The organism is Enterococcus sp. S53 (assembly GCF_016516865.1).
Classification (GTDB): domain Bacteria; phylum Bacillota; class Bacilli; order Lactobacillales; family Enterococcaceae; genus Enterococcus_D; species Enterococcus_D innesii.
This window is the reverse complement of record NZ_JACVUH010000007.1, coordinates 91461-107124: the sequence shown is the minus strand read 5'-3', so window position 1 is coordinate 107124 and position 15664 is coordinate 91461. Positions and strand designations below refer to the sequence as shown.

Here is a 15664-nt window from a genome sequence, read left to right as displayed (position 1 = left end):
GATTTTTTCTGTTTTTTCTTGACTCTCACACTGTGTCAGGAACTATTCTGAGAGCACCAAGAGGAAATGGAGGAAAGAAAATGACAGAATATAAACTACAACCGATCGGGATCATTCAAAACAATGAGGAAGGATGCTTGCTCAAGCTTAAGAAAGAATATATTCCAGCTTTAGCAGGGATTGAAGGATTTAGTCATCTTCAATTAGTGTGGTGGTTCAGTGATTTTGCGGATGCAAAGTATCGAATGATTTTGGATGCTGAGCAACCCTATAAACATGCGCCTGAAAAAATGGGAATATTTGCTACGAGATCACCCATTCGACCAAATCCAATTGCATTAAGTGTTGTTCAAGTGTTATCAGTCGATGTTGAGAAAGGAATTCTTTCTATTCCTTATATTGATGCAAACGACCAAACGCCGCTAATAGATATCAAACCGTACACACCAAGTTTGGATCGAGTAGAAGCGCCTAGAGTTCCTTCATGGTGCCATCATTGGCCGAACAGCTTGGAAGAATCTGCTGATTTTAATTGGGAAAATGAATTTAGTTTTTAGAGGATAAAAAAATAGAGGAATCAATCGGAAGATTGTTGGCGCAACAATGAAAATTTAAGAAATGTCGATGTTCGATTCAAGCAAAGAAAAAACGCGGTTTGTTTTTAAGGAACATCCTCCGCTATAATTGGGGGAAACATTAGGAAGAGCGAAAGGAGTATACCACATGCTAACAGGCAACAAAGTCACTTTAATCCCTGCGGAAATCAAAGATAAATAGGTGGTCTATCAATGGTGTTTTCACTCTGAAACCACAAAATATCATTCTGGACCACCTTCTTATCCTAATGCACCGATCGCCACCGAAGCAGAGTTTTTTGAGGATTATCAAGAGTATTATTTTACTGGTGCTCAACCGCAAAATGGCAGAGGCTTTTTGATTCTACATGCAGGTCAACCGATTGGCTTTATTAGCTACTCCTCGTTTCATCTAAAAGACGGCATAGCAGAATTGGATATCTGGTTGAATCGGGAAGTTCATTGTGGCAAAGGATTTGGCACCGATGCGATCGTCACCCTCGGTGATCATTTACATGAAACATTCGGCATTCAAAAATTGATGATGCGGCCGTCGAGAAAAAATATTGCTGCAGTCAAATCTTACGAAAAGGCTGGTTTTACGCAATCTACCCAAGACCTTGCTGACTATTTGTTGGAAGAGTATCTTACTTTATATGCCGAAGGGGATTACGGGGCAGAAGAAACGGTGACATTGATCAAAACGTTTCCGTCAACTGCATTGAGCTGATCTATAACAGTCGGCTTCAAACGGTTAAAGGTTATTTCATGAAAACAGTCCATTTAACTTTGCAAGCAAGGAGAAATGGACTGTTTTTTACCTTTTAGCAATTTAAGGTCGTTCAAAATACTCCTTCTTCGCTCTGTCTTCTAACTTCGTTCGCACGCTAAATTCCTTCCTATACAATAGTTATCGAAAAATTGCATAAGCCCCTATCCTTGCTATTCCAGCATTGAGAACAAAACATAAAATAAACATAGTTTTTTGCAAAATTCCGAGAAACAGCGAGAATGTTTGTGCTATAATGGTCGCTCACTGTAAAAATTCAATAGAATCTGGGAGGGTATAGCATGCAGGAATACATTACGATCCGCAACGCCAGACAGAACAATTTGAAGGGCTTTGACTTGAAGATTCCCAAAAGAGAAATTACGATTTTCACGGGTGTCTCTGGTTCTGGCAAGTCATCGATCGTCTTTGACACGATCGCACAAGAAGCAGGTCGACAGCTGAATGAGAACTTTTCGAAATTTGTCCGCAACTTTTTGCCAAAATACAGCCAGCCCGATGCGGATGCCATCGACAATCTTTCGATGGCGGTAGTAGTTGATCAAAGTCGTTTAGGCGGCAATTCCCGCTCTACATTAGGGACGATCACGGATATCAACCCCTTGATCCGCTTGCTTTTTTCTCGTCTTGGTCAACCGTATTTAGGTCCTGCATGGAATTTCTCCTTCAATGACCCTCATGGGATGTGTCCCACTTGTGAAGGGATTGGGCGCATCGTCGGGTTAGATTTAGAAAAAGCACTGGATCTTGAAAAGTCCTTGAACGAAGGGGCGATCCTGCTTCCTGGCCACAAAATCGGCTCTTGGTTGCTGAAGTCCTTCACCAATACGGGCTTTTTTGACAATGACAAGCCGTTGAAAGAATATAGCGAAGAGGAAATGAACCGCTTTTTGTATGCCCAAGGAGAAAAAATCGATTCCTTGTATATGGAAGGCATGAGTTCCACCTATGAAGGCTTAGTCGCTCGTTTTAATCGCTCCAATATCAAAGGTGGCAATGAAAGCTCCGCTGCTACCCAGAAGAAAATCGCTTCTTTCATGAATGAGCAGAAGTGTCCTGACTGTCAGGGAAAACGATTCAATCCACAAGTACTCGCGTGCAAAATCGCGGGCTATTCGATTGCGGACGTTTTGGCGATGCAAGTGGATGAACTATTGACGGTTCTTCAAGAAATCTCGGAGGAGAGTGTCCAACCGCTGCTTCAAAACATCCAAGCGAGAATCATTGATCTAATCAATATCGGGTTGGATTATGTTTCCTTAGACCGTGAAACGACGACCCTTTCTGGTGGGGAAAGTCAGCGGGTAAAAATGGTCAAACACTTGTCTTCTAGCTTGAACGATGTGATCTACATTTTTGATGAACCGAGTATTGGGCTACATCCAAGGGATGTCCATCGATTGAATGAATTGTTAGTCAAACTACGGGACAAAGGAAACACCGTCATCGTAGTGGAGCATGATCCAGATGTCATTAAAGTAGCTGACCATATTATCGATGTTGGTCCTAAAGCGGGGAAAAATGGCGGCTATATTACCTACGAAGGAACCTTTGAAGGATTGCTGCGCTCAGATACACTGACTGGCAAAGCATTTGGACAGATGATGGACTTTAAAGAAGCACCTCGCCAGAGTCATCAGTTTATCGAAACGAAAAAATCAACGCTGCATAACTTGAAAAATACAGCACTGCGGGTGCCATTAGGGGTATTTACGGTGGTGACCGGTGTCGCTGGTTCTGGAAAGAGCAGTTTGGTAAATGGTGTTTTTGCCAAAGAATACCCTGAAGCCATTACGATCGATCAATCAGCGGTGGCGGGGAATATTCGCTCTAATCCTGCAACCTATTCAGGAATCATGAATGACGTTCGCAAGTTGTTTTCGCAAGAAAACAAGGTTTCAGCAGGTCTTTTTTCCTACAATTCCGAAGGTGCCTGTGAAACGTGTAAGGGCCATGGTACTATCAAGATGGAGCTGTCCTTTATGGATTCCGTCGAGGTTTTGTGTCAGGCCTGCGGCGGCAAACGGTTTAAAGAAGAAGTCTACCAGTATCGCTTGAAAGGCAAGTCGATCGATGAAGTCCTGGCCATGAGTATCACGGAAGCGGTGGAATTTTTTGAGGAAAAAGCCATCCAAAGAAAATTAAAACAGATTTTGGCTGTGGGTCTAGGATACATGACCCTCGGACAGCCATTAAATACCTTGTCTGGCGGTGAATGCCAACGACTGAAGTTAGCAAAAGAATTAAGCAAAAAAGGCAATATCTACATTATGGATGAACCAACGACCGGATTGCACATGACAGACATCAAGAGCATCTTGGCGATCATTGAACGACTAGTAGAAAAAGGCAACACGGTGATCGTGATCGAACACAACCTTGAGGTCATGAAAGCAGCGGATTGGCTGATCGATGTCGGCATTGATGGTGGGATACGTGGTGGTGAAATCTTGTACGAAGGAACCCCAGAACAACTGATTAATTGTCAATCATCGATTACTGCGCAGTATCTGTTTGAAAAATAAAACCTATCGACCACACTTGACTCTTAGAGAGAAAGGTGTGGTTTTTTTGATGGAATTAAAAATTATTTGGTCTCTGAGCGAGTAACTGTGGTTAAAGCCCACCGACCATTTTATTGCAGAGGATGGTACATAGCCATAACATAGAGTGCTGCTTTCATACCAGAAGAAGCAAAAGCTATAGTTGAAATTAAATTTGCAATTTAAATCAATTTAAGTGCGTTTTTTGTATAAAAAAGATAAAAAAAGAGCATATTTATTTCGTTTTTTGTCTTGTTTGTGTAATAGTAAAGAAAAGAAAACACCAAACAAGGAGAAAAAGTATGCGAGATTTACAGATGGCTTTTATTAGTAATCGAACGACGAGTCGCTTATTTCGAATTTTGAGTACGATAGAGCGTGATCGTATTTTCACTATTGGCGATTTAGCAGAGCAAAACCAAGTGACTCAGCGAACGATTGCCAGTGACATTAAATATATCAAAGAATATTTTGCTGAGAGTATTTCCTTGCTTTCGGGAAATAGCGGCTTTATTTTCGAGGAAAAACAATCCGAAATTTACAAGAAACGAAAACAGAATCTACTAAAAAACGAATGCTTATTTGAGATCATTGGCAATATTTTCCATGGAAAGCTGGCCAAAGTTGATGAATTGGCCCATCATTATCATTTCTCGGAAAGTACGTTCCGCCGTTTGCTTAACCAACGTAACCCCATATTAAAAAGTTATGGTTTGCAATGGACGTCCAATCCTTTAACAATTGAAGGACGCGAAGCAAATCTGCGGAAGTTTTTCAAAGATTTTTATTATGAAGGTGCTGAAACGATCTTTACGATGATTCCAGATCCTGAGTTACACGAGTTGATCCTTGAGAAATTGCAAGGACAAACAGGCGATTATGATTTAGGTTCGGGGGTAACGCCTGCGGCTTTTAACTATACGTTTTACATCGCCATCAAGCGTGCCAGTCTCGGTTGTTCGATCGATCTTCCAGAAGAGTTAGCGGAACTTGCTTATAAGAGTAGTGGTTTTTCTGCGCTTTGTACCTTAAAAGAAGACATTGAAAGAATTTACGAATTGCAATTGTCAAAAGAAGAATTTGCTTGGATCTATCTAGTAACGCTTTGTAAGCGAACGTTCAATCAAGAGGAACAAGAACAGAAATTTTATCAGCATTTCAATCGAGGATCAGAAATCGCGGACATGACAGCACTCTTTTTGAGGGGACGAGACGTACCGCAAGAAAAGCAAGCAACTACCCAAACCTTCTTACGGTCCTTTTTCCTATCAAGAAAGCTCAACCACCAAATCACCCCTGTCTTGAACAAAGAAATGAGTGATATCAAAGAAGCAATCATGCGCTCGAATTGTGAGCTTTACCAGAAAAATTTGGATTTTCTTGAAAAACATCGTGACAAGCTTGCTCTAAACATAAGTTATCTTGAGGATGTATGTGTGAGTCTCACGCTATATAGTGAATTGATTTTCGATTTTTACGCTTCCAAAAAAACAGTCTATTTTCTTTTAGAAGGGGATCATTTTGTTTGTCAGCATATCCAGATACGCGCGCTCCGTCAATTTGGAAATCGGCATTCTTTGACCTTTATTCCACTACAATACTTGACCAAAGAAGCCTTAAATGAGACCCATATCGATATGGTTGTCACAAATTATCCACGCTACCTCTCTGACTATCATATCGAAACAGAGTACTTCTTACTAAAACCACTTCCAGATGAGCAAGATTGGGACTATTTGGAAAGAAAATTAAGCTCAGCCCAATCACCTCTGTTTTAGTACAAAGCTAATGATAGGAAGCCTTAGAAAGGACAACCATTGTTATTTTCATCTATTTCAGGCGTTGATGAAAATAATGATTTTCTTTTGTTTTGAGACCACGGTATTCTAGGTGTTAGTAAGGCACACGTGTGAAACACTTACAGCTATTCTGTCTCATAAATCTTCGTTTTTAAGAGAATAGATTTCTTATGTAGTTGTTATTTGATAAAATCCTAACTTAACAACTTTTTAAAGACATTTGATAATTTCAAATGTCTTTTTTTTTCGATTCTCAAAAACGAAGATTTATGGGACGATTCTATGGGAAAAGGGGGCGAGTAGCCTAGGCATAAGGACTTCATATTACTGAATAATACTTGAAGAAAGGAGGACATGATGAAATTAATTACGTTGTTTTCTGCTTTACTACTAATAAGTACTTCTGGAATCAACACGATAGTGACATTCCAACAAGTAGTTGTGGCAGATACTGTTTCGCTTACAGAAGCGAGCGCGTCAGCTGACCTTGAGCCAACGAGTAGCTCGGATGAGTTAGCTGACTTTCCGGCAATAACGGAGCAAAGCAGTGAAGAACCCCCGGCGCCCTCTGACTCTCCCGAAGATTCGTCCCCAGCTAGTCAAGAAGACCAAGAGCTAGTAGAAGAATCATTGCCAGAAGAAAGCACGAACGAGGCAGATTTGGCAAACGAGGTTGATGATGAGGAAGATAAGGAAGAACCACAAGTCGAAGCCTTGGACACAGAAGCAGAAATCCTGGCAATTTCAGTTGAAGGTGAGGAGCAACTGCGGGCGATTTTATTAGGAGAATCCTATACGGATAGTCAAGATACTTTGTATGACTATGGACAAATCGCCAATGACCAAGCCATCCTTCTCACTCTTTCTGGCACTTTCACTTTGACTGCACCAATCAGCGAGATTCAGCGGACAAATGTTACGTTTACTGGGCAACAAGCAGTCATTTCTCAAGCAACAGCGGATGATTTGATGCAATTTGTCAATCCAGTGCAACTAACTTGGCAAGGCCTTCAGCTGCAAGGGATTTCTTCGGCCCAAGGTTTGGCTCAAACAACTGGGCAATCCACGATCGTTTTTGAAAATACCCAACTAGAGCTAACAACGTCTACTGGACGATTGGTGAATAACAATCAAGCGCACCTACATTTCAAAGGCAGTAATCGGTTAACGACCGCAGCAGCATCGATTCCGACACTATTTACTGCAAATCGCTTGACCGTCGAAGGGGAATTTATGATCGACCATCGGTCCACAAATACCACTCCGATTTTTGAACTAAATCAAGGAGTGATTGCGGAACAAGCAGTATTTTCCGTCACACGGGCGGCAAATGCTAATACTGGGACCGTCTTTCATTTGACTGGAGCAGCAGCCACACTTGTATTTGGGCAAGAAAGCGTGACGACGATTCGCCAATCTGGCGCCATGGTTTCCCTGCCAAATGCCAATCAAGATAGTCGGTTGACTTTAGCAACAGGAGCAACACTAGATGTTGGCACCGGACAAGGGCTTTCCGGAAACTCCACCAGTACGTTAGGGGAGGTACGGTTACAAGCGGGTAGTCAGTTAAAACTATCTGAGTACGGAACAGTCAGCACGACACCCGCCATCAATGTCGGACGCAGCTTCATCGTTGAAAATAGTACCGCAGACCAACCTACCATCATTGAGGGAACGCGTACGGGCACAACCACTGGAGCATTTATTCAGCTTCGAAGTGCAAATTCCGTCATCGATTTGGGGGAGCACACACGAACCAAAATCTCTCAGCAGGGACCGCTGTTTACTGGTGTGGCTAGTTCCACGATCGCGATCCAAGACCACGTGAAAATGAACAATCAGCATAGTAACGGGTTTAATGGCAACGTAGCAGTCGACAGTATTTCGATCGGTGATCAGGTGGAAATATCCATCAGTGAACCTGCTAATGCTACGGTTGGTCAAGCGTATCGAACCTTTTTCGCAACATCCTCGGTTCAAATCGGAAGTCATACAACAATTGACGTACCGAGAACGCGAACGACCTCTTCAGCAAGTACATCGAATGTCGTCATCGGCTTAGCATCAAGCAACGGGAAAATCGCCATTGGTGATTATTCAGAAATAGCTGTGAACCAGCGTGGGGCTTTCGTCAACGCAAGTTTGGCTCATGTAACATTAGGAAAATATACGAAACTTACTGGTGTGTTAGGTCATGGCTTCACGGCTGGAACGATGGTGGATCAATTTGAACTGCTTGAAGGAGCTGAAATCAATATTGCTGAGCATTCAACGAGCGCAGCAGCCAATGCTTTTTCCGTGCAAAGGCGTTTCTTCCTAGGAGAAAAAGCAGCGATCAATTATTCTCGTACGTCTTCAGCAGCCAATCCTTTCATTGCATTGGGTTCAACGTCGACGGCTTCCCAATTTTTGTCAGAAGCAAATGCAACCATCACACTCAATCAAGTAGGGCCATTTGTTACTGGTCGCAGCACAACAGATATCTATATTGGTGAAGAAAATACGATCAGTCTACAAACCGCGCAAGGCTTTACCGGCGGTACCTCATCTGCTGCTTCTTCAACCATTCGCCGGTTGCATGTGGGCGATCACTCTGAAATCACCGTTTCTGGACGAAGTAATGCAAATGTTGATTTTTTCCGGTTTAGAGAAGAAATCAAACTAGGCCGTGAAGCGAAAGTAACGGTCAATCATACTACGCGACAAGCTGCAAGAGCCGTTTTTCGTTTAACCTTGGCGAATTCGAAATTTACGATGGAAGAAGGAAGTAAAGCCGAAGTTGATACTGGGGGACGATTTCTACAGGGAGTCGGAACGACGGATCTGTTATTCGGCGAAAATTCCTATACGAGAATCAACGCAGCGAGGGGAATGACAGGAAACACCACTGTTCGTTCAGTTACGCTTGCGCAACATGCTGAAGTGCATTTGACAGAGCCAACAACAACGGCGATTCAAAATTCGGCAACAAGTCAAAACTACTCTAGAATCCAAGTGTCGCAAAGAGTGGAATTGCAAGACAATGCCACCATGACATCAAGAAGAGATCGAACGACTTCAGATTCCCGCTTTATATGGTTGACTGCTAGTAATTCATTTGTTCGGATTGGCAAAGGAGCTACCCTTGACGTGGATCAATCTGGAGGAATCTTTAGAGTCACGACTTCCTCTAATTTCATTCTCAATGATGACGCGACCTTTAAAGGGTTTGCGAGAGGGTTAAATACGCAAGGAGGCGGAAACTGGTCATCCAGTCACTCGAATTCGTTCGCAAATATTACCGTTGGAAAACGAGCGGAATTTTCCCTTACTGATAATCGAACAGGCATGGGGACATCAGCAGAATTTATCAATCGCCCGTTAGTCAATGTGCGCAATTCGTTTTCGGCAGAAGAAGATTCTACGGTTGTGTTAGAAACCATAAGAAATAAATCTGAAGTTCTTTATTTCAGACTAGCCAATGCACGATTGAATATAAACAATGTGAATTTGTTTGAAATTAGTCACCCTACGACAAGAACTGGTCAAGCCAATGCGCAATTGCAGCGTTTGATCCGCTCCGCACAAAATACGGTTGCGAACGGTTTACGAATCAATGTGGCGAGTCAAAAACTAGCAGTTTGGGAAAATGCTTCTTTAGAGGCACCTACAGAAGAATTTATCAACATTTCTGGGATCATGCGAATCAATCGAAATGGCGGGAATACCTTCCCTTATGGAGGCACAGGCAATGGCGAAGCACGTTCCAGATTACTGAGTGGTGAGCAACTAGATGGTTCTTTGGAGAGTCTGGAAAAACAAACGGATATTTACCAAGTGATTTCTAAGAATAACTTCAATAAAATTCGTTTTTCAGAACCAGAAGGTCTCGTTGCACGAATCGATGCATTGAGTGATCAATCGACCGAAATTACTGGTTCCATCTACGAGGATACCGATGTCACAATTATCTCCTATACAAATACTGATGGAGAACTCGTTGAATTGGACAAAAACTCTGAACGAATCGAATGGGGCGACTATCGAGATGAAAATCAGCTGTATCGCTATTTCCGCATTCCTTTAAGAGAAAATGAACGATTGGAAACAGAGACAGAAGTGTCGATTTTCTTATCAAAACCTTCGATTGAGACTTATGTCGATGTGACTGCTCGTCAAACCGTTATCAAAGGGGTGAACTTTGAAGCATACAATATCACCTTAGATCGCTATAAAGTTAATGAATTAAGCACGCAAGAAGAATTAGATGCCTTGATACTTCAAGAAAGTCGTGCGCAAGCCGCAAATGTATTGACGGAAGCGGATATGACGGATGACTTTCGCATCGTAGAAACGGATCTTACACGAGAAGTGGACGAAGACGGTAGCTACTTCGCTGTTCTTGAGGTGGGAAATAAAGCTTACCAGCTGATAGTCGGTATCGATGTGACATCGAAACTTGAGCATATGCGGGTGACGATCCCGACCAAAATGGTCTTCGAATCCTTGTACAACACAGCGGAATCGAATCGTAATTTTGAAAGCCAAGGGTATGAGATCCGCAATCAATCGCCACTTGCCGTGGATACCTACGTCAATCAACTGGCGATCGATGATAGTGCCAGTATTGTCTTATTAGAAGCGGGAGAAGATCCTCTCGACTATGCCGAAAGTGAAAGCGAAGAAGAGGACCCAACCCTTAGCTATGACGATATCTCAACCCCGCTGTTGCGATTGAACCTAAAAACAGATGAAACACAGATCCAACTCTATGAAGCGATGGAGGAACAACACTTGGTTCGCTTAGAAGAAAGAAGTCGCGTGCCGATTTCCTTAACGGGGGATTTCTATGGGGATTACCCGCAATGGGTCGTTGATGCAGAAGCCGATCAAGGCGGGTATTATGAAGACTTGCTCGTACCGAATTATCGCATCGTCTTACGCTTTGTCCCACGAGACTAAAAAAGATCGTACCAAATGTGAAGGAGGTGAATCCATTGGAGCAAACGAATCAAACCGAAAACAAAAAACGACGGAAATGGCTCTGGTGGTTGTTGCTATTGGCAGTACTTGCCGGTGGGTTCGGGTACTACTTTTACCAATCCAAAGCAGCAGTCCCTTTGATCAGTGCTGACTTGTTGCCGGAGTCTGGCGATGCCACCGATCAGCGAGTATCTGAACGGGCGCAGGAAATTGCAGATGCGAATTATTTTACCCTGCAAATCAATCCAGAAGCCATTTTTGAAGATGGTCAAAGCACGGGATCCATTGAGATCGTCAACCCGGGCACCAATGTGTACCCAATCGCCGTGGATATCTCTTTACTGTCGAGCGGGGAAGTCATCTATTCTTCCGGTGCGATCCATCCAAATCAATTTGTTGAAAATGTTGCCTTGGCGACACCATTGGCAAAAGGCGAGTATCCTGCCAAAGCCACCATCAATATTTACGACCCTGAAAGCAAAGAAAAACAAGGGGTCACTGAAGCTGAATTAACGATTATCGTTAAGAATTAAAAAAAAGAAAAGTGAGGAAATAAAAATGAAAAAATTTGTAGCAGCCATTCTAAGTACAGCAACAATCGCAGGAGTAATCGCAAGCGGCACCACCGCTTTTGCGACACAAACCATTGACGGACGTGAAGGGGATACGTCAGGAGATGTCCAAGTAAACGGGATCATCGGATCATTCGATAACACAACCCCTGGACCAAATCCCGAAGATTTGAACCAATGGATCAATGTGACGATTCCAACGACTGCTTTGTTCTACACCACAGAAGAATCAAGCCACAAAGAGATCGTTTCACCTACCTACACTGTGACAAATAACTCAGCAGTTGGCGTAATTGCTTCTGTTGCGGGTGTCGATACACCATTGAATATGTCTGAAGTAGACTTGTTAAACGTAAACGGGATTGAGTTGTTTGAAAACGGCACACCAACTGTAACAGAAACAGAATTGTTTACCCTTGAAGGCAACCAAGGAACGAATGAAGGGACGTTTGCGTTCACTGGTGAAGCAACACCGACCGATGCATCAGAAGAATCAAATCCAAGCTTCAAATTGGTCTTGAGCTTTGCGCCGGATGTAGAGGAAGACTAAGAATTGAAATCCCAGTAAAGAAGGGATCTATCATATGAAAAAACGAAAACGAATCGTCCTTTTCGTCGCTGTGTTACTGACTCTGACTGTCTGGGATCTATCGGAAACCAGCGTCGCCGAGGCGACGACAGGGCAAGTCTCTGTGACTGGTCGAATCGGTGAAACGGTGACGCAAGAGGAAGAAGCAGACGATGACAATAAGAAAACGATCGTCGCAGATGCTTCTCAAATTGGACAAGGGAAATTACCGCAAACAGGTTCTTCAAACACAAGCAGTTTGATTATCCTTGGGTATGCACTCCTAGTACTGTTTGTCATTGCAGCGACAAGAAAAAAGAAGCACGGTGAAAGCGTCGCTCCTTAACTATCGTCATCGCTAGAAGCGTAAAGGAGAAACTGTGAGGAAAACTTACAGTTTCTCCTTTTTAATGAAAGAGTAGAGCGGATAAAAAATGAATCAAAAAGGTAAGCAGTCCTTAGTGATACCACAAACGCTGTATAAGTGAGGTCAGTGATAGTTTTGAAAGGATACAGAAGATGAAGATCAAGAAAGAAGCGTTTGAAAGAACCATCATAAATAGTGAATATATTGGCTACTACTATCATCTGCTGACTGCAGATTCTAGCCCCTATCCCCAAGGGGAAAAAATAGATAAGATGCGTTACTTATTAGAAAATAATCACATAGAAGAAATAAAAGCGAATGCTCGCTATTTGTTCATTTTTCGTACGTATAAAGTACCTAGTGTCCTACAAAAAGAGTATCAGTTGTTGGAAGAATGCGTCTCGTACATCTCAAATTTGAACACCCATTTGTTGATGCCTCAAGAAGCAATTGAGCAAAGTCTTTCAATCAAGGCAGAAGATGAGGCGAAGGATCAAAAAGAGCATTACAAGCAGCTGGTCAGAGGGTTGCTGGATATTCTTCATTGACTACTGGACCTTGGTGTTTTCTCAGTAGCTAGAAAAAGTAGTGAATAGATAACGAGAAAGAATAGGATGAGACTTAGGAAGAAAATAAGGGGGCTTGTTCCCCTCAAAGAAAGGAGCAAAGAAGCATGACTGTATTTACTTCAAAGATAGAATATCTTGATGGATTTCAAAAGAAATTTGCGGATTCCAATCGTGAAAATGGTGCCTTAGCCTCTTATGTAGAAAAGCAATTAACGTTACTTGATCAATTGGTAGCAGAGATTTCTCCAGAAACATTTTGGGCGATCACCCCAGATATTCTGGGAATCGATGCCAAACTGGTTTTAGTCACAGAAATGATGCGATTTGACGATTTTTCCGATGACGAGATCATTCGAATCGTTGAAAATGATTACCGATTTTATCTGAAAGAACTGTGTGGTTACAATCTAGGAACAAAAGCGAAGCATTCTCTGGTTTTCAATGTGAGATGAATCAAGGAGGGGAATGATAGGAATCACTTCTAGCAAGACGAGTAGGTAAGAAGTGATGACTATTATTAATACTTTTGCAATTAGTGAAGGTGAGCGATTGAAATAGAAGGGGTGTATCGAAAAAAGAGTGGTTAGACAAAAAGCATTCAGGAATTGACTTCTTGAATGCTTTTTGTCTATTCACCTATCTAAAAAAGGTCTTTACTTTGATTTCTACTCCCTCTCATGTAAAATCACCGTTAAAACGATGCCGAACCAGCAAAAATTCTGCAAATAAAATTATTTGTGTTATATTTGAAGGGCATCTGTTCATTTTTTTAATAATCGTTTATTTTTTATCGCATATAGTGAGAAAAATAAACGACGCGATGACTAATTTTTCCGCTTTAATTGATCCGCGGGGGCAGGTTTATCCAAGTAAAACCCTTGTTGAAGAAAAATCTCTTCTTCAAGCAAATACTCGTGAATATCGGAGGTTTCCACTCCTTCAACGATAAATTGGAGCTGGCGGTTACTGGCAATATTGCGCCAGAAGTCGATCAAAAAGAAAATCTCTTTTTGGGGCAGCACGCGCAATGAGATAGGCGAAAATTTGATCACGTCGATTTTGTCCAGCATTGGCGCAATATTCGTCAGGGAATGAATGCCCGTCCCTACATCATCCAATGCGACAGAAAAGTGCATCTGTTTTATTTGGTTGATTTTGTTCATAAGAAAGGATTTGGGATCACAGGCGATGGAAGGTTCCGTATCGTCTTCGGTGATCTCAATCAAAATACGATTATGGTAAGGGGCTAAGTCTGCTAACATCAGAAAGGTTTCTGGATAACTAAGTTGTTGCGGGTGGATATTGAGACTAATTTTTGTATTTTCGTTGGGATGAAGCAAGCTGAAAATTTCATTTCGATACCATTGTAGTAAGCGAGTGTGTAGTTTTTTATATTTGATCACTTGCTGGAAGAAAGAAAGGGGAAACCTATTTCTTTCGGTACTTCGCAATAATAACTCGTAGCCAATCACTTTCTGACTATCTTGTTTCATTTGAAAGATAGGCTGGGCATCAAAGTATAATTGGGGAAATATCGATAAGAGTTCTTGTTCAATTTTTTCAGCCATTGGTTTCTGCTCCTTTCTGGGGTAGTTTTATTTTTGGTTTCATGAAGTGCAGGAAAGGAAGATCGAGTTCTTTACCTGCATTGTTAAAGAATCGAGCCTTTCAAAATCATGGGCGAAGGATTTTAAAGAAAAATCTATGAAAGAAAGAAGGAATAGTGTGTTTGTCCATCTGATTTATGCTGCGATCTATTCTGTTTTAGTTGTAAGCTTGCTCATTTCGTATGATCTGTTTATCAAGAACTTCAAAGAATTGAATTTACGCTTGTCATTTAAAATTCTTATCGGTGTCGTTCTGTTCATTTCGCAAGTCTACTTTATTATATCATTTTCTTTGAACAGTATCGGTTATGTTGCGTATGAATATACGATTCCAATCTTTATTTATTATTTTGGTATCCTCAAAGAAAAAATATATCTGATTGGGCTGGTCCCCGTCATCTTGCTAACTTTTTTTGCATTGATCAATAAGTTCGAATGGGGAGCCATGCTCTTTATTATCGGATTAAATTACATCATTTTAATCGTTACTCGCTTATTAAAGAAAAGATTTTACGGACAGACAAATCATACTGTCTTTTATCTATTTTCGATTGTGGTTACGGTTGTCTCGCCGATGGTCAACGCATTGCTTTTTCACCGCCGTGAAGTTGGTCTTTGGGATGCTGTCACTTTAGGGATTGGATCAGTGGCAATCGTTTCTTTATGGAAGTATTATCTGCAGAATCAAAAAAACTTTCTCGAAAAAATCAATACGAAGATCATTGAGCGCAATTATGATGAGTTGACGAAGGTAAAAAATTTCCGTAGTTTGAACGAAGATATTTCAAAATTGGTGATAAACGAGAAGGATCAGCTGGTCGTGGTGATGATGGATTTAGATCATTTTAAGCAGATCAATGATCACCATGGACATCAAATCGGCAATCAAGCCTTAACCTTCTTTTCGGATAAACTGACGACATTTCTCTATCAAAAAAGTCCTTCCCATTTAGTCGAAGTCTATCGGTATGGTGGCGAAGAATTTTTAGTCCTATTTAAAGAGAATACTTCCGTGTCAGTGAAAAAAATTATTGAAGAATTTCATTTGTTCTTAAGCAATGAACAGTTGAAACTAGAGGGAACACAACTGACCCTTTACTTTTCGGCAGGGATTTCAGAAGCAGCCTCTGCGTTAGACATTTCAGAAACCTTTTACCAAGCAGATCAAGCATTGTACGAAGCCAAAAGGAAGGGCAGAAACCGCACGATTATATTTTCTTGAGACGTTTTCGTTTCTAAAGAAGGTTCAGCAGTCTTTTCTCAAGTAGATTGGGTGTTGTAGGAAACCAAAAGGAAAGACAAGGCCGTATGA

The 15664-nt window shown here is 41.6% G+C and carries 12 protein-coding genes; 11 read left to right on the top strand and 1 reads right to left on the bottom strand.

Annotated elements, in window-relative coordinates; all coding sequences use genetic code 11:
- Nucleotides 1-80: 80 nt before the first annotated feature.
- The 10 genes from IAE45_RS10775 to IAE45_RS10730 all read left to right on the top strand — a co-directional run bounded on the left by IAE45_RS10775 (nucleotide 81) and on the right by IAE45_RS10730 (nucleotide 13197).
- On the top strand, nucleotides 81-557 hold the full coding sequence (locus IAE45_RS10775; protein WP_200126151.1) for an SAM-dependent methyltransferase: 477 nt from the start codon (nucleotides 81-83) through the stop codon (nucleotides 555-557).
- Between the two features lie 220 nt (nucleotides 558-777).
- Nucleotides 778-1305 carry a GNAT family N-acetyltransferase gene (locus tag IAE45_RS10770; RefSeq protein WP_325123420.1) on the top strand — a complete coding sequence of 176 codons (528 nt, stop codon included), beginning with the start codon at nucleotides 778-780 and terminating at the stop codon, nucleotides 1303-1305.
- Nucleotides 1306-1646: 341 nt separating this feature from the next.
- Nucleotides 1647-3890 (top strand): ATP-binding cassette domain-containing protein, encoded by a 2244-nt coding sequence (locus IAE45_RS10765; RefSeq protein WP_200126149.1) that lies wholly within the window; start codon nucleotides 1647-1649, stop codon nucleotides 3888-3890.
- 320 nt (nucleotides 3891-4210) lie between these two features.
- On the top strand, nucleotides 4211-5686 hold the full coding sequence (locus IAE45_RS10760) for a helix-turn-helix domain-containing protein (protein WP_200126147.1): 1476 nt from the start codon (nucleotides 4211-4213) through the stop codon (nucleotides 5684-5686).
- A 375-nt stretch (nucleotides 5687-6061) separates the two neighbouring features.
- Nucleotides 6062-10648: a hypothetical protein gene (locus IAE45_RS10755; protein WP_200126145.1), complete on the top strand. Its 4587-nt coding sequence runs from the start codon at nucleotides 6062-6064 to the stop codon at nucleotides 10646-10648.
- 35 nt (nucleotides 10649-10683) lie between these two features.
- Nucleotides 10684-11202, top strand: coding sequence for a hypothetical protein (locus IAE45_RS10750; protein ID WP_200126143.1), 519 nt, complete (start codon nucleotides 10684-10686; stop codon nucleotides 11200-11202).
- Between the two features lie 25 nt (nucleotides 11203-11227).
- Nucleotides 11228-11791, top strand: a complete 564-nt coding sequence (locus IAE45_RS10745; RefSeq protein WP_200126141.1) for a hypothetical protein — start codon at nucleotides 11228-11230, stop codon at nucleotides 11789-11791.
- 34 nt (nucleotides 11792-11825) lie between these two features.
- Entirely contained in the window at nucleotides 11826-12155 is a 330-nt protein-coding gene (locus tag IAE45_RS10740) for an LPXTG cell wall anchor domain-containing protein (RefSeq protein ID WP_081118996.1), read from the top strand.
- Between the two features lie 173 nt (nucleotides 12156-12328).
- Nucleotides 12329-12724, top strand: a complete 396-nt coding sequence (locus tag IAE45_RS10735; protein WP_200126139.1) for a hypothetical protein — start codon at nucleotides 12329-12331, stop codon at nucleotides 12722-12724.
- Nucleotides 12725-12849: 125 nt separating this feature from the next.
- Nucleotides 12850-13197 (top strand): DUF7006 family protein, encoded by a 348-nt coding sequence (locus tag IAE45_RS10730; protein WP_200126137.1) that lies wholly within the window; start codon nucleotides 12850-12852, stop codon nucleotides 13195-13197.
- Nucleotides 13198-13569: 372 nt separating this feature from the next.
- Here IAE45_RS10730 and IAE45_RS10725 read toward each other — a convergent pair whose 3' ends face one another.
- Nucleotides 13570-14313: an EAL domain-containing protein gene (locus tag IAE45_RS10725; protein ID WP_081118999.1), complete on the bottom strand. Its 744-nt coding sequence runs from the start codon at nucleotides 14311-14313 to the stop codon at nucleotides 13570-13572.
- A gap of 136 nt (nucleotides 14314-14449) precedes the next feature.
- On the opposite strand from IAE45_RS10725, the gene IAE45_RS10720 reads away from it, so the two are divergent.
- Nucleotides 14450-15574: a GGDEF domain-containing protein gene (locus tag IAE45_RS10720; protein ID WP_233619016.1), complete on the top strand. Its 1125-nt coding sequence runs from the start codon at nucleotides 14450-14452 to the stop codon at nucleotides 15572-15574.
- The last annotated feature ends 90 nt before the right edge of the window (nucleotides 15575-15664 follow it).